Here is an 18,370-nt window from a genome sequence, read left to right as displayed (position 1 = left end):
AATATAGATATTTAGAGCTTATTGGCCTCATGATAAGTTCTAAATGTCATAATCCTCCTTCAATAACCTCGTTCTGCCAATTTTTTTACTAATTTAAAAATTTTATTTATCTCAAGATCGGCTAAAAATCTTGATAAAGATTCTTTGCTAATGTTTATACAATGGGACATAATATTGACAATAAAATAACAAGTATATTTACCTGTAATAGTAAGGATTAGATGAAAAAATGAGATTGATAAAACAGTTGGCTGTGTTAGGTTTGTTTTTGGCGTTATGTGCTTGTGACGATCAAAAAAAGAAAACTGTCGATTTAGAAAGTACTAATAAAACGGAGCTCATTACCGATAATTCTACGCATAATTCGAATGTTAATTCGCAATCTCATAGTTCGTTTAATCCAACACCTGAATTAATTGAAAAATATAAAGGTAAAAGCCTAAAAGTTATCGATAGTTCAGAAGTTATTATTGATGGTACAAGTACTTTAGTTGTGACGTTTTCTGTTCCTATCAATCCAAAATTGCATTTTTCAAATTTATTAAGATTGGTTGACAAAGAGAGTGGTGTGGTTGATGGCGCTTGGGAGTTGTCTGATAATGGCCTTGAATTAAAACTTCGTTATCTTCAACCCAATCGTAAATTAGTTTTAACTATTGATAAAATGTTATCAGCGATTAATGATAGTCATTTATCAGATGTTTATCAAACCGAGATAACCACTCAAGACCGTAAACCAACAGTCGGCTTTGCAAGTACAGGATTATTATTGCCAAGTAAATCCATGAGTGGATTGCCTATTACCACGCTCAATGTTGACAAAGTTGATATAAACTTTTTCAAAATTAAGCCAGAAAAATTATCCAGTTTGATCGATAATTATGGCTTTATTAATATGTTATCAATTTGGCGTTCGCAAGAAATGAGTGAATTTACCGACTTAGTTTATTCCTCAAGATTTGATCTTAATCCTAAACCGAATGCTCAAGAAACCATTATCGTTAACCTTTCTAACATTGCTAAACTCAATCAAGAAGGGGTTTATATTGCGGTAATGAATCAAGCAGGAACTTATAATGAATATAACCCAGCAACAATATTTTCTATAAGTAATATTGGGGTTTCACTTCATCACTATAAAAATGGTAAATTAGCGGTAATGGTTCATGGTTTAGATAATGGTAAACCACTGGCCAATATTAATTTATCACTGCTATGCCAAACCGAAAATAGTAACAAAACCTGTAAAAACCTGACAGCAACAACAGATGAAGATGGTTATGCTGAATTTACCAAAACAAAAAGCTCTGCCTATAACATCTTGACAGCTACTGATGGACAGCAAACCTCATTTGTGACGATTGATCGAAATGCGCTCAATTTAACGGATTTCAATCTATCTGGTACGCCGTTTTATCAAAAACAATTGTTTGTTTTTGGGCCTCGTGACCTTTATCGTCCAAAAGAAACGGTCTATTTCAATGCACTATTACGTGACGCAGATGGTCAGCCATTACCTAGACAACCCATCATCGCTGAGGTGATATCGACAAATGGTCGAGTGGTTGAAACTTTCCATTTAAAAAGTCGTGCTGATACCAATGGATTATATCAACAAGAGTTTGTTATTCCCGATGATGCCGCAACAGGTAATTGGACAATTCGTTTTAATTTAGGAGATGATAACTTTCGCCAATGGAACTTCAAAGTAGAAGAGTTTTTGCCAGAACGGATGGCGATGGAAATTCACAGTGTATCTGATGAGCCAATTCTAAAGAATGAAGATGTTTCCTTTGATATCAAAGGTTGGTATTTATATGGTGCACCTGCATCTGGTAATCGCTTAGATGCGAATCTTTATTTAAAGAAAGCCGACACTATTGCTGGATTAGCTGATTTTAAAATTGGTCCAGTTACTGATGATAATCTATATGAGGATCTAGATTCTTTAGGGTTGGAGTTAGATAACGATGGCTTAACTCAAATTGATGTGAAGAAAGTTTATTGGTCCGAAACGCAATCGCCTGTCAAAGTTGTTTTACAAGCTAGTTTGCTAGATTCTGGCGGTAGGCCGGTTACACGTTATGCAACGCAAACTATTTGGCCAGCACCTAAAATGCCGGCAATTCGAGCATTATTTGAAGACTCGCCTTATTATGATTGGAATAGCGATAATTATTTACAGCGTCCTACTGTAGACATAAATAGTAATGCTGAATTCGAAATCGCTTACGTTGATACGCATGGTGAAAAATTAGGTACAAATTCATTAAAAGCTAGACTGATTCGTGAGCGTTATAATTATTATTGGGTGTGGTCAGATGTAGATGGCTGGAGCCAAAGTTACAACTCCAAGGAGTTTGTCGTTTCGGAAGATCAGTTATCGATTGAGCCAGGCAGTACCACAAAAATAGCCTATCAACCAACCGATTATGGGTCTTACCGTGTTGAAGTTGTCGATACTAACACTCAAGTCGTAACAAGTTTTCGATTCTGGTCTGGTTATGACTGGGAGGATAATACTCAAGGTACTAAATCGGTACGTCCAGACCAAGTTAAGTTAAGTATTGATAAGCCATCTTACAATCCAGGCGATGTCGCTAAAGTTAATGTCCAAGCACCTGTCGCAGGGTCTGGCTATATTTCTCTTGAAACCAACGATGGCACCATTTGGAAAAAAGCCATTACAGTGGGTGAAGAAGGTTTAGATGTCGACATTCCTATTGAAAAATGGGGACGACATGATATTTACATTAGTGCCATGATTGTTCGCCCGTCGACGGACGCTTCAGTGCAAACTGTCAAACGCGCAATTGGTTTGCTTTATTTACCGATTGATACGGCTAATCGTCAATTAAATTTTTCAATTGATGCACCCGTACAAGTACAACCAGAAAGCGTTGTGCCGATTAAAATTAAAATGGATCCATCATCTATCCAGAAAGATAAAAAAGTGACTGTATTGGTTTCAGCAGTTGATTCTGGCGTGTTAAATATTACTGATTATGTCACCCCCGATCCTTATGCTGGGTTCTTAGGGCGTAAACGTTATAATGTCGATATTTATGATGTCTATGGCAAATTAATTGAAGCTACCGGCCGTAATGTTAACATGAGCTTCGGTGGTGATGCGATGGGCGCTGGCGGGAAAAAACCGTCAAATGACGTTCAAATTGTTGCACAACAACTCAATACCATTGAGTTAAATGACGAAGGTGAAGGTGAGATTAATTTACCTTTACCTAATTTTAATGGTGAACTACGAATAATGGCGCAAGCATGGGATGATAACCGTTTTGGTAAGGCGGATAAAAAAATGAAGGTTGCCGCGCCGGTTGTGGTTGAATTATCTACGCCGCGATTTTTATCTGGTGGTGATCGCGCTGTATTAGCGTTAGATGTGCATAATTTGACTGATAGCACACAAACTATGCAAATTGAAGTATCAACCGCGGGTTTGATTAAGCAAAATGAAGCACAAACGATATCGGTTAAACTTGATAGTAAACAAAAAGAGATTATTCAAATTCCTGTAATTGCGGATTATGGTTATGGTGCAGGTTCAGTGACGATAGCGGTCAAAGGTATTTTACTCGAAGGTAATTCAGAGGTTAACATTGAACGTTCATGGTCAATTGGCGTAAGACCAGCCTATGCTGGTACAACGCGATCTTATGTAGCAGCATTAAATGCCAATGAAAGTTGGCAATTACCAGACCAAGCATTAACGGGATTAATTGATAACACTGTTGCTGGGCAGTTGGTTATCTCTAATCAACCACCCTTGAATATTGCTCAATATATCAAAGCATTATTTGCATATCCTTACGGTTGTTTGGAACAAACAACCAGTGGTTTATTCCCATCGCTATATGCCAATAGTGAACAACTTGCAGAGTTAGGCATTCAAACCGATGCTGATGATAAACGTCGTGAAAAAGTACAATTGGGTATTTCACGTATCTTATCAATGCAACGCAGTAACGGCAGCTTCGGTTTATGGAATAGCCATAACGAAGAAGAGCATTGGTTGACTGTGTATGCAACTGACTTCTTATTGCAAGCTAAAGAACGGGGTTATCAAGTTAGTGATAAAGCGCTTGATTTAGCAATGACGCGCATAGGTCAATATATTTATGATGCATCTGCATTTAATAATCTTAATTATTATGGAGATTCGCGTAATCTTGAGTTTACTAAGTTGTCAATTAAAGCTTATGCATTAATGGTGCTAACTAAACAAAATAAAATTACCTCAGCAATGCGTAACGAGATAAATTATTTATCAGACAAAATTAATAGTGATAAATCATTTATCTATTCACCACTACCTTTAGCGCAATTAGCAGTTGCTGCAAAATTGAATGGTTATCAACCTATCTATGAACAATTAATACCATTAATTTTCAGCACGCCATATCAGTATAATAATAACTGGTTAGGTAATTACGGCAGTGAAATACGTGATAGAGCATTAATACTCTCTTTACTGTTAGATAACAATATGGCTCAAAATAATCAAGCTAGTTATTTATTTAATCTATCGGCGTTATTAAATGATAAACGCTATTTTTCAACACAGGAGCTAAACGCATTGTTTATTGCTGGTTGGTCATTAGAACAACATAGCACTGGTCATAAATTCAACGTGTCGATAAATGGTAAAGTTAATGAAGTGACTTCGGCCTTTTCACACGCTTATGATTATGATGGGTTAGCTCAAGGGTTAACGATTAATAATGTAGAATCGGGTGAACCACTTTATATTAAGTTTTCTGTTACTGGTTATTCCAAAATAGCACCAGCACCAACGTCACCTGATGATTTCTTTAATATCAGTCGACGCTATTACGATTTGCAGGGTAATAACATATCACCAACAACTTTAGAGGTTGGTTCAATGATGGTTGTAGTTCTAGATGTAACGGCTAAAAAACCGGTTAATGATGCATTGATTGTTGATTTTTTACCAGCAGGTTTAGAACTTGAAAATCAAAATCTTTCTAATAGTAGCGTAAATTTATCATCAATTCCTGCTATAGCTGATTTAATGAAAGGTGAGGATATTAGTGATATTAAATATCAAGAATATCGAGATGATAGATATGTTGCCGCCGTTAATCTGCAAACATATGTAGCGCGTGATACCTATCGTAAACGTATCGTTTATTTAGTTAGAGCGGTAACGCCAGGCGATTATATGATTCCTTATCCCTATGTTGAATCTATGTATCGTCCAGATCGTTTTGCGATAGGACAATCACCTGATTTGATGACAATTTCAAATCCGAAAAAGGAACAAAATTAATCAAATATCAATAAACTTAACTGATTATTCCGCCAAAGTATTTGGCGGAATTTTTATTTGTAAGTATATTTAGCAAGGTCACATAACAACGATAATGAAAAAACACTTCTATAAATTATTCAAATTTGTATTGATATTATTGGTTTTATTAGTCGGTAGTTTTTTGATTGCTGATTCTCTTTTTCCATTATCTATTTCCCAAAATAAAACTACGCAAACGGTTGTTGCTGAAGATGAAACACCCTTATGGCGATTTGCAGACCAAAATGGTGTTTGGCGTTATTCGGTCAACCTTGATGAAGTGCCCGACTATTATCTTGACGTTTTATTAAATTATGAAGATCGTTATTTTTACGATCATATCGGTATCAATCCGGTTTCTTTAGTTCGTGCAGCTTGGCAAAATATAGCTAATGATCGAATCATTTCCGGAGGCAGTACTCTCTCTATGCAAGTGGCGAGATTATTATATCCACATGATCGAACACTGCTCGGTAAGCTAAAACAGCTTTTTCGAACCCTGCAACTTGAATTACATTATAGTAAAAAGGAGATTTTAACTTTATATATTAATCATGCTCCTTATGGTGGCACAATAGAGGGTATTGGCGCAGCAAGCTGGTCCTATTTTGGTAAACATCCCAAAGCGTTAACAAGAAGTGAAGCTGTATTATTAGCCGTATTACCTCAAGCGCCCAGTCGATTGAGGCCTGATCGATTTCCTGAAAGAGCGAAGCAAGCTCGCGATAAAGTATTAGATAGATTGGCGCAATATAAGGTGTGGCCTAATGATTTGATCGATCAAGTCCGACGTGACGAAGTTTGGGTCTATCCACGAAAAGCACCGCAGTTGGCGCCTTTATTGGCTTATCGTCTAAAACAGAAATATCCGAATGAGGATATTATTCATTCCACTATTGATGCTTCGCTTCAATATAATTTAGAAGATTTAGCCATCAATCGAGCCTCACAACTACCGCCTAAAACATCATTGGCTATTTTGGTTGTCGATCATACTGATATGACAGTTAAAGCGTATATCGGTTCAGCTGATTTTAATGACAAAGAGCGCTTTGGCCAAGTGGATATGATTAGTGCGTTAAGATCGCCTGGCTCTACACTAAAACCTTTCATTTATGCCTTTGCCATTGATGATGGTATGATTCATTCAGAATCGTTACTCCAAGATGTTCCACGTATTACCACTGATTATCGACCCACTAATTTTGATGAGGGATTTAATGGCCCGGTTAGCGCATCGGATGCGTTAAGTAAATCATTAAACTTACCAGCGGTACAATTAATTGAGTTATATGGGCCAAAACGATTTGCCGGTAAATTGGCTGGCATCGGTTTACCGTTATCGTCCATAGCAAATGAACCGAATATCTCTTATATATTAGGTGGCGCTTCTGTAAGAATGGATAATCTTGTCAGCGCTTATAGTGCATTTGCAAGGCATGGTGAGGTGAGTCCTTTGCGCTTTACTCAACAAGCGCCATTAATTACTAAACCCCTTATTTCAGATGGTAGCGCTTGGATAACAAGACAAATGCTAATTAATAATAATTTATTAGCTTATAAAACCGGAACCAGTTATGGCTATCGTGATGCTTGGGCGATAGGTATCAATCCACGGTATTTAATTGGCGTTTGGGTAGGGCGGCCTGATGGAACACCTGTTGTGGGGCAATATGGTTCAATGTCTGCAATGCCAATTTTACAACATGTTAATTCTATTTTATTAAACCGAGAAAACCGTTTAAATCGTCCACTTATTGCTTATCCAAAACCAGAATCAGTATCATCTATAAAAATTTGTTGGCCATTAGGGCAACCGCTTCCTGAGTCAGATGCAAACTGTCACCGCCAAAAAACAGCATGGGTATTGAATAATATGGTTCCACCAACATTAAGCACCTATAGTGAGTTAAAAAATAATATTTATCGTTCTGGTTCGATAACGATTTGGGTTAATGAACAAGGTGAGCGTGTGGCGGCGGATTGCTCTGGCGCGCAAAAAAAACAAGTCGCGCTATGGCCAGTATCCTTAGAAAACTTTCTATTAACCAAAGAGAAAAGACGGGCTTTATTGCCACCAATTGATAAACGTTGTCCGGTAATGGGGCAAGATGTTTTTATGTCACTCAATATTGTTGGACTAAATGATAAACAATTGCTTAGGGCATTGCCCGGCAACAATCAAGTCACTGTTGATTTAACACCAGAGGGGGGATATGGAGAAAAATGGTGGTTTTTAGATGGCAATCTTATTGCACATTCGATGGATAGTGATAAAGTTGCAGTCACTTTATCACAAAAAGGTGAACACTTTTTATTATTGTTAGATGAAAGTGGTCAAATTGCACGTGTCAAATTTACCTTCAATTAATAAGGATTAACTTATGGCTATAGAACGAACTTTATCAATTATCAAGCCAAATGCAGTTCGTAAACAGATAATTGGTGAGATTGAAACGCGTATATCACAAGCAAAATTCAAGATTATTGCATTAAAAATGTTGAAATTAACACAAGAACAAGCGGCGGGCTTTTATGCTGAACATCAAGGTAAACCGTTTTTTGACAATTTAGTAAAATTTATGACATCTGGTGCAATTGTTGTGCAAGTACTTGAAGGTGAAAATGCAATTCAACGCTATCGTGAATTGATAGGGCCAACTGATTTATCTAAAGCGGCTGCGGGCACGTTGCGAGCAGATTTTGCTGACAGTGTGACTGAAAATGCAGTACATGGTTCGGATTCAGCGGCATCAGCCGAAAGAGAGATTGCTTACTTTTTTGTCGAAAATGAAATAATAGGAAGCTAAAGCAGTTTATAAAATGAAGATGTTATGTGAGTTAGCAACAACATATTGTGCAACCAGACATCTAAAAATATTTTTGATTAATCATCTCTATCAAAATTGCGTGATGGTCTTTGAGAATGTTAATTAACAAGCAGCAATCATTAGTCACTCAATCATAAAAAAGTAGGTTGCTGCTTTTAATATAACTATTAGTTATAACCATGTAAAAATTTATTATTTATTTACCTCAGTTATTTGCTGTTAGACTTTAGCTGTACTTAACACTATCCTTATTTGGGGAAATCGAGATGAAATTTTTAACTAAAACGCTAAAAGTAGTAGCATTAATTGGTAGTTTATTAGGAACGAATTCTGCTTTTGCGGATCGTTTAGATGATATTGAAAAACGCGGTGAAATTAAAATAGCCGTATTTGATAGCAATCCGCCGTTTGGCTTTATTGATGAAAAAACGAATAAAATTGCAGGGCTTGATGTTGATTATGCTAATGAAATTGCTAAAGCATTGAATGTAAAAGTTGATCTTGTTCCAACTAATCCGGCTAACCGTATTCCCTTACTAACCTCACAAAAAGCCGATCTGATTGTAGCAAACTTTACGGTTACTGATGAACGCGCTAAAACAGTCGATTTTAGTTTACCTTACTTTGCTACCGGGCAAAAATTTATTGCCAAAAAAGGGTTATTAAAATCGCCTGATGATTTAAAAAATTTACGCATTGGTGCTGATAAAGGTACGGTAATGGAAATTACTTTACGTGAAAAGTATCCAACAGCTAAGGTGATCTCCTATGACGATACGCCTTTTGCTTTTACTGCATTGCGTAATGGTGTGGTACAAGCTATAACTCAAGATGATGCTAAATTAATTGGGTTACTTGCTAATGTGCCTGACGAACAACGCGCCGCATTTGAAATTTCGCCATTTAGTATTACCCAAGAGTATCAAGCTGTTGGTATTCCAAAAGGGGAAACCCGTTTGAAAGAAAAGGTTGACCAAATACTATTAAAACTTGAAAATGATGGTGAAGCATTAACGATTTATAATCGTTGGTTTGGACCAGAAACCAAATCAGCTATGCCGCGCGGTGATTTTAAAATAGGTCAAGGTTTATAATTTATGTTTGAGCAGTTACTAGAACCACGTTACTTATGGTGGTTATGGGATGGTTTTTTAGTCACTATCGCTATTTCGGTTTTAACAATCATTTTATCTACTGTATTGGGTTTTTTGCTAGTTATTGCTCAACAAAGTCATATCAAATTTATCAAAGGCGTTGTAGTTAGCTATAACGCCATTTTTCGTTATTCGCCATTATTGCCTCAACTGTTTTTTTGGTACTTTGGCATTGGAAGTTTATTACCTGCTGAATTTAAAATGTGGTTATTTGATGAACCACAGATTAATTTATTTTTGTTCACTTTAAAAATGCCGTCATTTGAATTTATTATTGGTTTGATTGCTTTAACATTTTATTCTAGTGCGTTTATTGCTGAAGAATTTCGAGCAGGAATATCTGGGGTGAGTAAAGGGCAACAGCAGGCATCATCGGCACTCGGGTTGACTTGGTGGCAAAGTATGCGTTTTATTATTTTGCCGCAAAGTTTTCGTATCGCATTCCCACCATTAATTGGTCAATATATGAATATTATCAAAAATTCATCCCTGACCATGGCGATTGGCGTCTTAGAGTTGTCTTACGTTTCTCGACAAGTAGAAACTGAATCGCTTAAAACTTTTCAGGATTTTGCCATTGCAACGTTTTTATATATTTTAGCTATAGTGATTGTAGGTACGCTCGGCAATATTTATCAGGCAAAACGACTGCAATTTGGTAACAAGGTTTAGTTATGGAACTTAAAGGTTTAGCACTTATTTGGAATAACCTGGATTATTTAATGTGGGGAAACTTTCCTGGCGGCATTTTCTTGACACTATTAATGAGCATTGCCGCTATCTTTTTTTCTACACTTTTGGGGATTTTAGCTGGGGTAGGCTTAACGGTGACCAAAGGTATATGTCGCTATATATTAATTAGTTTATTGGGTTTTTTAAGAGCTATTCCTGTGATTATGCTAATTTTTTGGACTTACTTTTTATTACCTATATTGCTTGATATTGATGTGCCAGCTATAGCTACAGTGATATTCGCGTTATCCTTAATTGGCGCGGCTTATATTGGTCATTCAGTTTATGCGGGTATGATTGCGATTGCCAAAGAACAGTGGCAAGCAGCCTATTCGTTAGGTTTGACTAAAAGACAAGTTATTATTTTTATTATTTTGCCGCAAGCACTAAAAATGATGTTGCCATCTTTCGTTAATCAATGGGTTTCACTCATTAAAGATACCTCTTTAGCTTATATTGTTGGTGTGGCTGAATTTACTTTTGTTGCAACACAAATCAACAATCGTAGTATGGTTTATCCAACCGAGATATTTTTATTTGTCATTGTCGTTTATTTTATTATTTGCTGGTTGTTGGATTTTTCTTTATCTATGCTATCAAAAAGTCGATTATTTCGTATTCACTGATCATTATTGTTGAACCGCCAAACTAACCATAATTTCTGATTATGTTAAGTTTGGTAAAATCATTATCCCTTTATCAAATATAGCCTTATTCCACTTTACTTGGGCGTATCAAACCGAAATGGAATTTATATTTGAAATTTATTGCATTAAGGTTGTATTAAGATTTATTGATTAAATTAGTTCACATTATAAATAATATTGGTTTTTTTTATGTGGAACAATGTGAATACTCAACTTTTTTTACTCATTAATGCATCAGAACAAGCTTCAAAAACATTTGTCTATTTTGCTGTTTTTTGTGCAAATTATTTAGTATATTTGCCTGTCATTGTTTTAGGCATTTATTGGTTTTTACAGCCTTCTTGTCGACAATTAATTATTAAAATTGCCATTGGTTTAGCTTTGGCATTATTGGTCACGTTTATTCTTCGCCATCTCTTTTATTCACCGCGTCCTTTTGCACAAAATATAGGGACCAATTATTTATATCACGATAAAACAAGTTCATTTCCTAGCCAACATGCGGTTTTTGTTTGGACTATTTGTTTAGTCATTTGCTTAAATTACGGTGCTAAATTAAAAAAACTTCTAATGCTATTTACTGTTGTGGCTATTTTAGTCTGTTGGAGCCGAGTCTACTTAGGTGTCCATTGGCCATTAGACATAGTGGGGGGCTTTATAGTGAGTTTAATTTCAGCTTATGTAATACAAAAGTTATGGCCGATTATTTATAAATTACTATCAATGATTTTTATTCGCTGATAAGTATTTTAATTAAATAAACATCATTCATTTTTACATATTCATTAACGTTGATAGCTAAACACGAACTTCCTTTAGGGATAGGTATAAATGTAGTATAGGTTTTTTATGAAAAGAATAATTCAAATGCTTTTAACTCGTCCTATATCACTGCGTACGCTCATTGTGTCAGTTGCAGTATATCAAGCGACAATTTTGAATATCAGTTTTTACAAACAAGTTTTAATCAAATTATCTTTAGATTCTATTGAAAATATTGCCTTTTTTATATCCATGCCTGTTGTTGTTTTTTGTGTGATTTTTATCCTGCTCACTCTGCTATTAAATCAATGGTTAGTTAAAATAGTAGCAAGTAGTTTAGTCATAATCGGTTCAGCACTCTCTTATTTTATGCTCAGATTTGGCATTATGATTGATCGCAGTATGTTGCAAAATACGTTAGAGACGAGTTTTACTGAATCGGCATCGTTGATAACCTTTGAATTAATAAACTGTATTTTACTGTTAGGGATTTTACCCAGTATTGTCATTATATTTGTTAAAATTAAACCAAGAACGATAGGATTATATTTTTTATTTAAGCATGTCATGATTGTATTATTAGCACTGTTATTGGTTGGGCTTATTGCGCTTATTTTTTATAAAAATTATGCTACGTTTGTGCGTAATAATAGCAAAATAATCAAATATCTACTCCCATCCAATTATATTGGTGCACTATACGGACAATATCAATTTGAACAAAATAAAAATCGCCCTTTTTTAACAATCGGTGATGATGCTCATCGGCAAGTCGTTAATAGTGATAGTGAAGCTATTAAAACAGTTGTTGTGTTAATAGTTGGCGAAACAGCGCGTAGTGAAAATTTTGCACTAAATGGTTATGGTAAAAACACAACGCCTTTGTTAAGCAAACGTGATGATGTTATCTCGTTTCAAAATACAACGTCGTGTGGTACCTATACTGCTTTTTCTATCCCTTGTATGTTTTCGAATATGTCACGTAAAAATTACGATGAAGCTTTAGCTTTGCGTCAAGAAAATATACTCGATATTTTAAACAAACAAGGTATAAATGTAATTTGGTTGGATAATAATACTGGTTGTAAAGGTGTTTGTAACAGGATTGAAAATGAAAATATAACTAAAAAGTATCTAAATAGCGGTAGCAAACTTTGCCAAGATGGGGCGTGTTATGATGAAGTGCTTGTCAATGAGTTAGCCACAAAGCTGCAACATCTTGATAAAGATTCCTTAATTGTTTTACATCCTTTAGGTAGTCATGGTCCAAATTACTATCAACGTTATCCTGAACAATTTAGAACATTCACACCAACATGTGATACTAATCAGATAACTAATTGTGACTTAGGCAGTTTAGTGAATACTTACGATAATACGATTGTGTATACTGATTATATTATCAATCAAACAATTGAACTTTTACAACGTAAGCAAAATAAATATAACACGATGCTGATCTATTTATCCGATCATGGCGAATCGTTGGGTGAAAATGGTCTATATTTACACAGTTTTCCTTATTCAATTGCGCCAACACAACAAACTAAAATTCCATTTATTTTGTGGATTTCAAAGCATTTAGCAAACTTAAATCATATCAATACAGCATGTATACAAAATCATGCAAAACAGGACCTTTTATCGCATGATAATTTGTTTCATTTATTATTAGGCATTTTTGCTATTCAGACTAAAGAGTATAATCAATCACTCGATAGCTTAAATTCTTGTAAAAATGCTCGTGGATAGGTTTTAAAAATCATGAAAATATTAATTGTTGAAGACGATAATCTGTTACAAAAAGGGTTGTATGATGGTATCACCGCGAATGGTTATGTTTGTGAAGTGGCGGCAACAGGGGAACAAGCTGAACAACATTTACTATTTGGACAATTTAGTTTGATTATTTTAGATCTTGGCTTGCCCGATTGTGATGGACTTGAGCTTTTAACACGCTGGCGTAAAAATAAAATTAGTATCCCCGTATTGATTTTAACCGCTCGAGATACTATTGAAGATAGGGTTCAAGGATTAGATCTTGGTGCGGATGATTACTTAATTAAACCCTTTGCTTTGACTGAATTATTAGCACGCATTCGAGCGCTGATACGTCGGCATCAGGGAATTGCCGAAAACCTTATTAGTTATGGTCCTATCACCATTGATATAAAACAACAAAAGACCATTTTGTCTAATCAAGAAGTGATGCTAACCCCTAAGGAATTTATTGTGTTATCTCGATTAATGTTAAAAGCCGGTGAAAAAGTCCATCGAGATCTGTTGCAAAATGATTTGTATGATTGGCAAAGTGATCCGAGTTCAAATGTACTGGAAGTTTATATCCATGGGCTACGAAATAAACTGGGTAAAAATTTAATACGTACTGTAAGAGGTTACGGTTATCAGCTTAATACTCAAGACGATTAACCATGCACAATCAATTAAGAAAAAATGTTATGATCATAAATTCTATCAGTAAAATTCGTCACACAATTCGCTGGAATCTATTTTTTACTTTGGGCGCTATTATGCTGATTTGTCAAATCATCACCGTGTTTTGGTTATGGCATGAAAGTAAAGAACAAATTGATGTTTTAGTGAATTTAACTTTAAGCCAAAATAAAATTGACGAAGTTGTCGAACATGAGGAACTTGAAGCTATCTTTGCTTTGTTTTGTTCAGCTTTTTCGATGATGCTAGTTACGTTATTTTTAGCTTATAAGGCAATTAAATGGATAACAAAACCACTAGAAGTTCTTGAGCACGATCTTAACCAACGTACTGAGGAAAATCTTAAACCCATTGCCCCAATTAGTAATATGCGAGAGATCAAATCGATTACTACGGTATTAAATAATCTATTTTTAAGATTGAATAACACGTTATCACAAGAGCGGCTTTTTACCGCTGATGTTGCTCACGAAATGCGAACACCTTTAGCCGGTATTCGTCTCCATTTGGAATTATTAGAAACTAAACATCACATTGATTGCCATGAATTAATTGAGCGAATTGATCGTTTGGTCAATACAGTTGAACAATTATTGATGCTAGCTAGAGCCAGTCAAAAATTTACTATTGGTCAATATCAAAAAATTAATTTTTATCAAGATGTCATGATTCCATTAACCGATGAGTTAAGCGAATTAACTTCGCAAAAAAATCAGTTAGTTTTGTGGCAGGTTATTGACCATACTGTAACATTTAATGGTGATGCGACGTTAATTCGTCTATTAGTACGTAATTTAGTTGAAAACGCTCATCGATATAGCCCCGAAAATACTAACATCACTGTTAGTTGCCTTAAGGACGACAAAGATATTGTTATTTCGGTTATCGATGAAGGGATGGGCATTGATGAGTCAAAAAGTGAAAAACTGACCCAAGCTTTTTTCCGTATGGATAGAAAACATAATGGAATAGGGCTTGGGTTAAGCATCGTTAATCGTATATCTAATTTACATCATGGCGTATTCACCCTTAACAATAGACAAGATAATATTAAAGGTGCAGTAGCAACATTGCGCCTTACTGATTCACCTCGTTAACTAATTGAGTGATTAACTGATTGTGTTTGTTTTCTCTGATTAATGAAGCTAAAAACCGTTGCCAAGTGCGTTCAATTTTGGCTCTAGCAAAATAAGAAACATAATTAGCGATAGGAATCAATGTCGAATTACCAATGTTATCAATAATAATTAAGCGATTTGCTTCTGGTGATAAATGTTGAAATAAAATATTTTTACTTTTGATTGTCATGGTAATAATTCGATCATTTAACAATGCTGTTTTTAATGCTTTTAGCGAAATGACTAATGCATCAAAATATTGTTTGGTTAGCTGTTCATCCAACAAATATTTTTCAAGTGGAGTCGCTATTTCACCGTTATAATCACGAATGAGTTCAAACACATGACCTTGGCCATAATTGGTGTTTACCGGACCGTAATATTGTGCTAACGCATCCCATGATATGTGGCGTTTAATAAGATGCTTATAATAGGCTATTTCGCGGTTGGTTTCTTCTTCTGCCCCGTCATTATAATTGACTTTGATGCACTTATTCGGATCATCTGGGTGATGATAGCATTTACGGTGTAACCCCTTGCTTATATAATCTTTATCGGTAAGTTGAATTAAATTTTCCATCTAATTTTTAATGCGTTATTAATAGTTCGCTTAGAGTTTATCAGCAAGTGTTTTCGCATGCCATGATTTTTTATTTAAAATGTAGCGCTTTTATTATATTTCTGTATAATATTGCAACCCACGTTACAACAGTGTTTTTCCCAACACTGTTTTCGGTTGTCAAAGTTAATGTAACAACTCGAAGGGGTTAGTTAGTTAATAGCAACAATCAAAAAGTGTAAATAAATCAAATGATTTATTAACGTGAGATTAATTAAAAATTGGATAATTACGAATGAGTACTTTTTCAGCTAAACCAGAAACAGTTAAACGCGACTGGTATGTTGTTGATGCAGCAGGTAAAACGCTAGGTCGTTTAGCTACTGAAATCGCAAGCCGTTTGCGTGGTAAACACAAAGCAGAATATACACCACATGTTGATACAGGTGATTATATTATCGTTATCAATGCAGAAAAAGTTGCTGTAACAGGCAAAAAACGCACTGATAAGATCTATTATCGTCATACTGGCTACATCGGTGGACTTAAAGAAGCGACTTTTAAAGAAATGATTGAACGTCATCCTGAACAAGTCATCGAAATTGCTGTCAAAGGCATGCTACCGAAAGGTCCTCTTGGTCGTGCAATGTACCGTAAACTAAAAGTTTATGCTGGTAATGAGCACAATCATGCGGCACAACAACCGCAAGTATTAGATATTTAAGGGGATAGAAGATGGCTGATAATCAATATTACGGTACAGGTCGCCGCAAAAGTTCTGCTGCTCGCGTGTTTATTAAACCAGGTAGTGGAAATATCGTTATTAATAAACGTTCATTAGAGCAATACTTTGGTCGTGATACTGCTCGTATGGTTGTGATGCAACCTTTAGAGTTAGTTGAAATGACTGACAAACTTGATCTTTACATCACTGTTAAAGGTGGGGGTATTTCAGGTCAAGCGGGTGCGATTCGTCACGGTATTACTCGTGCATTAATGGAATATGATGAAACTTTACGTTCTTCATTACGTCAAGCGGGCTTTGTTACTCGTGATGCGCGTCAAGTTGAACGTAAAAAAGTGGGTCTACGCAAAGCACGTCGTCGTCCACAATTCAGCAAACGTTAATTATTTTTTGTACAAAGGTTACAAAATTGTTTGCAAAAACCCAGTTTCGACTGGGTTTTTTTATTTGGATTCTAATTAGATGCTAATTCATAGCCTGACGGGTAAATGTAATTTTGTTAATTGATAAAAAACATTAATTTTATTAATTTATTGTTTTTATTTTAGTTTATTACGTTAATTAAATTCAAGCCTTTGTTTTAAGATGTATATTTATTCTTAAACTTTTGTCAAATTGCTGTTGTTTAGAGAAAGATAACAAGAAAATTAATTTTTTTTAACAAATTTGTTATCCAATTTGCTAGAATAGTTAAATTCTAAACTTTTTTTAATTTTGCATATTTGGAGTGAACATGGTTGTTGCTGTTAATAAACGTTCTGTAATGACATTATTTTGTGATACAACAGATATTTACGGCCATCAAATTCGTTTTGTGCTGGCAGAAAAAGGGGTAACTGCTGAAATTGAGTTTGTAACGGCAGATAATTTACCTCAAGAACTTCTAGATCTTAATCCCTATGGTACAATTCCAACTTTGATTGATCGCGATCTAACATTATATGAACCTCATATTGCGTTAGAATATCTTGATGAACGCTTCCCCCATCCACCTTTAATGCCTGTTTATCCGATTGTTCGTGCAAATTCTCGTTTAACCATGTACCGCATTAAAAAAGAGTGGTATAGCGCTTATGAAACCATCATTGCCGATCCTAATAGCCAAGCTGCAAAAACTGCGCGTAAAAATTTGCTTGATGATTTGGTTTCCATTTCGGTTATGTTCAAAGAAAAACCGTATTTTATGAGTGATGATTTCACATTATGTGATTGTTATTTTGCCCCATTACTATGGCGTTTACCAATGATTGGTATTGAATTGCCAAAAGTAGCTGAGAAGAATTATCTAGCTTATATGGCACGTATTTTTGAACGTCCAGCTTTTGTTAACTCATTAACTGAAGAAGAAAAAAAGATAAGATCTTAAGTAAATTTTTATCTCGTTGATAAAACTGTTGAAATAGGTAGTTTTTATGGATCTTGAACAAATGACACCAAGGCGCCCTTATTTATTTAGGGCTTTTTATGATTGGATTATTGATAATGAACTAACGCCATATATTGTTGTTAATACTTCAATTTATGGTGTGATTGTTCCTCAAGAGTTTGTGCAAAATAATCAGATAGTCTTAAATATTGCGCCACATTCAGTTGGTCAATATTTTGCGTCTAATGAACAAATTGAATTTAATGCTAGATTTTCTGGTGTTCCTCAACACATTGTTGTGCCAATGGCCGCTATTGAAGCTATTTATGCACGTGAAAATGGGGTAGGGATGGGATTTGAAGATGAACCTCAATATCATGCTCAGACCAAAAATAGTGACACACAACCTGAATCAACCAATAAAAAAACCACTAATCCATTTAGAGTTGTAAAATAATTAACCTTTCATAATTGTTCTTACTTGCTTAGTGACTGCGTTATAAACCCTACTAATGTCTTGCTTGCACCTCTGTAAGCAAGATCTCATGATGTACTTTACAAAAATTAATCTACAGGTGTAATAGTTATTTTTTAATAGCTAAACGCACAAAAAATACTGTTATTTTATTTTTTATAATTGATAATGATTATTATTATTAAATGAAAGTTGGTT

The 18,370-nt window shown here is 35.1% G+C and carries 15 protein-coding genes; 14 read left to right on the top strand and 1 reads right to left on the bottom strand.

Annotation, left to right across the window (positions count from 1 at the left end; all coding sequences use genetic code 11):
* Positions 1–229: 229 nt before the first annotated feature.
* The 10 genes from J3U66_RS03245 to pmrB all read left to right on the top strand — a co-directional run bounded on the left by J3U66_RS03245 (position 230) and on the right by pmrB (position 15,006).
* Positions 230–5,308 (top strand): alpha-2-macroglobulin family protein, encoded by a 5,079-nt coding sequence (locus tag J3U66_RS03245; RefSeq protein WP_267347967.1) that lies wholly within the window; start codon positions 230–232, stop codon positions 5,306–5,308.
* Positions 5,309–5,402: 94 nt separating this feature from the next.
* Positions 5,403–7,700 (top strand): penicillin-binding protein 1C, encoded by a 2,298-nt coding sequence (gene pbpC, locus J3U66_RS03240; protein WP_267347966.1) that lies wholly within the window; start codon positions 5,403–5,405, stop codon positions 7,698–7,700.
* A 13-nt stretch (positions 7,701–7,713) separates the two neighbouring features.
* The gene (gene ndk, locus J3U66_RS03235) at positions 7,714–8,139 is read left to right on the top strand and encodes a nucleoside-diphosphate kinase (RefSeq protein WP_267347965.1); all 426 of its coding nucleotides are present in this window, start codon (positions 7,714–7,716) and stop codon (positions 8,137–8,139) included.
* 287 nt (positions 8,140–8,426) lie between these two features.
* Positions 8,427–9,254 (top strand): ABC transporter substrate-binding protein, encoded by an 828-nt coding sequence (locus J3U66_RS03230; protein ID WP_267347963.1) that lies wholly within the window; start codon positions 8,427–8,429, stop codon positions 9,252–9,254.
* A gap of 3 nt (positions 9,255–9,257) precedes the next feature.
* Complete coding sequence (locus J3U66_RS03225; protein ID WP_267333095.1) at positions 9,258–9,986, top strand: amino acid ABC transporter permease; 729 nt, start codon at positions 9,258–9,260, stop codon at positions 9,984–9,986.
* 2 nt (positions 9,987–9,988) lie between these two features.
* Positions 9,989–10,672, top strand: a complete 684-nt coding sequence (locus J3U66_RS03220; RefSeq protein ID WP_267343840.1) for an amino acid ABC transporter permease — start codon at positions 9,989–9,991, stop codon at positions 10,670–10,672.
* 222 nt (positions 10,673–10,894) lie between these two features.
* Complete coding sequence (locus J3U66_RS03215) at positions 10,895–11,434, top strand: phosphatase PAP2 family protein (protein ID WP_267343841.1); 540 nt, start codon at positions 10,895–10,897, stop codon at positions 11,432–11,434.
* A gap of 108 nt (positions 11,435–11,542) precedes the next feature.
* Positions 11,543–13,207 carry a phosphoethanolamine transferase EptA gene (gene eptA, locus J3U66_RS03210; protein WP_267343842.1) on the top strand — a complete coding sequence of 555 codons (1,665 nt, stop codon included), beginning with the start codon at positions 11,543–11,545 and terminating at the stop codon, positions 13,205–13,207.
* A 12-nt stretch (positions 13,208–13,219) separates the two neighbouring features.
* Positions 13,220–13,885: a two-component system response regulator PmrA gene (gene pmrA / locus J3U66_RS03205; RefSeq protein ID WP_267333091.1), complete on the top strand. Its 666-nt coding sequence runs from the start codon at positions 13,220–13,222 to the stop codon at positions 13,883–13,885.
* Positions 13,886–13,914: 29 nt separating this feature from the next.
* Positions 13,915–15,006 carry a two-component system sensor histidine kinase PmrB gene (pmrB, locus tag J3U66_RS03200; protein ID WP_267343843.1) on the top strand — a complete coding sequence of 364 codons (1,092 nt, stop codon included), beginning with the start codon at positions 13,915–13,917 and terminating at the stop codon, positions 15,004–15,006.
* Here pmrB and J3U66_RS03195 read toward each other — a convergent pair.
* Positions 14,987–15,607: a YrbL family protein gene (locus J3U66_RS03195; protein WP_267333089.1), complete on the bottom strand. Its 621-nt coding sequence runs from the start codon at positions 15,605–15,607 to the stop codon at positions 14,987–14,989. The genes pmrB and J3U66_RS03195 overlap by 20 nt on opposite strands.
* A gap of 274 nt (positions 15,608–15,881) precedes the next feature.
* On the opposite strand from J3U66_RS03195, the gene rplM reads away from it, so the two are divergent.
* From rplM to J3U66_RS03175, 4 genes are all read left to right on the top strand, one after another.
* Positions 15,882–16,310 (top strand): 50S ribosomal protein L13, encoded by a 429-nt coding sequence (rplM, locus tag J3U66_RS03190; protein WP_065566227.1) that lies wholly within the window; start codon positions 15,882–15,884, stop codon positions 16,308–16,310.
* A gap of 11 nt (positions 16,311–16,321) precedes the next feature.
* Complete coding sequence (rpsI, locus tag J3U66_RS03185) at positions 16,322–16,714, top strand: 30S ribosomal protein S9 (RefSeq protein ID WP_034901366.1); 393 nt, start codon at positions 16,322–16,324, stop codon at positions 16,712–16,714.
* Positions 16,715–17,064: 350 nt separating this feature from the next.
* Complete coding sequence (gene sspA, locus J3U66_RS03180) at positions 17,065–17,697, top strand: stringent starvation protein SspA (protein WP_267333088.1); 633 nt, start codon at positions 17,065–17,067, stop codon at positions 17,695–17,697.
* Positions 17,698–17,743: 46 nt separating this feature from the next.
* Positions 17,744–18,154, top strand: coding sequence for a ClpXP protease specificity-enhancing factor (locus J3U66_RS03175; protein ID WP_267333087.1), 411 nt, complete (start codon positions 17,744–17,746; stop codon positions 18,152–18,154).
* Positions 18,155–18,370 lie beyond the last annotated feature (216 nt).

The organism is Gilliamella sp. B2969, from assembly GCF_026536195.1.
In the GTDB taxonomy this organism is placed as follows: Bacteria; Pseudomonadota; Gammaproteobacteria; order Enterobacterales; family Orbaceae; genus Gilliamella.
This window is presented reverse-complemented; position numbering and strand designations above follow the sequence as displayed.

Bases quoted from the DNA above. Each gene is read 5' to 3' on its own strand.
- pmrB (WP_267343843.1), top strand. From the start codon at position 13,915: ATGATCATAAATTCTATCAGTAAAATTCGTCACACAATTCGCTGGAAT.
- rplM (WP_065566227.1), top strand. From the start codon at position 15,882: ATGAGTACTTTTTCAGCTAAACCAGAAACAGTTAAACGCGACTGGTAT.
- J3U66_RS03175 (WP_267333087.1), top strand. From the start codon at position 17,744: ATGGATCTTGAACAAATGACACCAAGGCGCCCTTATTTATTTAGGGCT.
- pbpC (WP_267347966.1), top strand. From the start codon at position 5,403: ATGAAAAAACACTTCTATAAATTATTCAAATTTGTATTGATATTATTG.
- rpsI (WP_034901366.1), top strand. From the start codon at position 16,322: ATGGCTGATAATCAATATTACGGTACAGGTCGCCGCAAAAGTTCTGCT.
- J3U66_RS03245 (WP_267347967.1), top strand. From the start codon at position 230: ATGAGATTGATAAAACAGTTGGCTGTGTTAGGTTTGTTTTTGGCGTTA.
- sspA (WP_267333088.1), top strand. From the start codon at position 17,065: ATGGTTGTTGCTGTTAATAAACGTTCTGTAATGACATTATTTTGTGAT.
- J3U66_RS03230 (WP_267347963.1), top strand. From the start codon at position 8,427: ATGAAATTTTTAACTAAAACGCTAAAAGTAGTAGCATTAATTGGTAGT.
- pmrA (WP_267333091.1), top strand. From the start codon at position 13,220: ATGAAAATATTAATTGTTGAAGACGATAATCTGTTACAAAAAGGGTTG.
- eptA (WP_267343842.1), top strand. From the start codon at position 11,543: ATGAAAAGAATAATTCAAATGCTTTTAACTCGTCCTATATCACTGCGT.
- ndk (WP_267347965.1), top strand. From the start codon at position 7,714: ATGGCTATAGAACGAACTTTATCAATTATCAAGCCAAATGCAGTTCGT.
- J3U66_RS03225 (WP_267333095.1), top strand. From the start codon at position 9,258: ATGTTTGAGCAGTTACTAGAACCACGTTACTTATGGTGGTTATGGGAT.
- J3U66_RS03195 (WP_267333089.1), bottom strand. From the start codon at position 15,607: ATGGAAAATTTAATTCAACTTACCGATAAAGATTATATAAGCAAGGGG.
- J3U66_RS03220 (WP_267343840.1), top strand. From the start codon at position 9,989: ATGGAACTTAAAGGTTTAGCACTTATTTGGAATAACCTGGATTATTTA.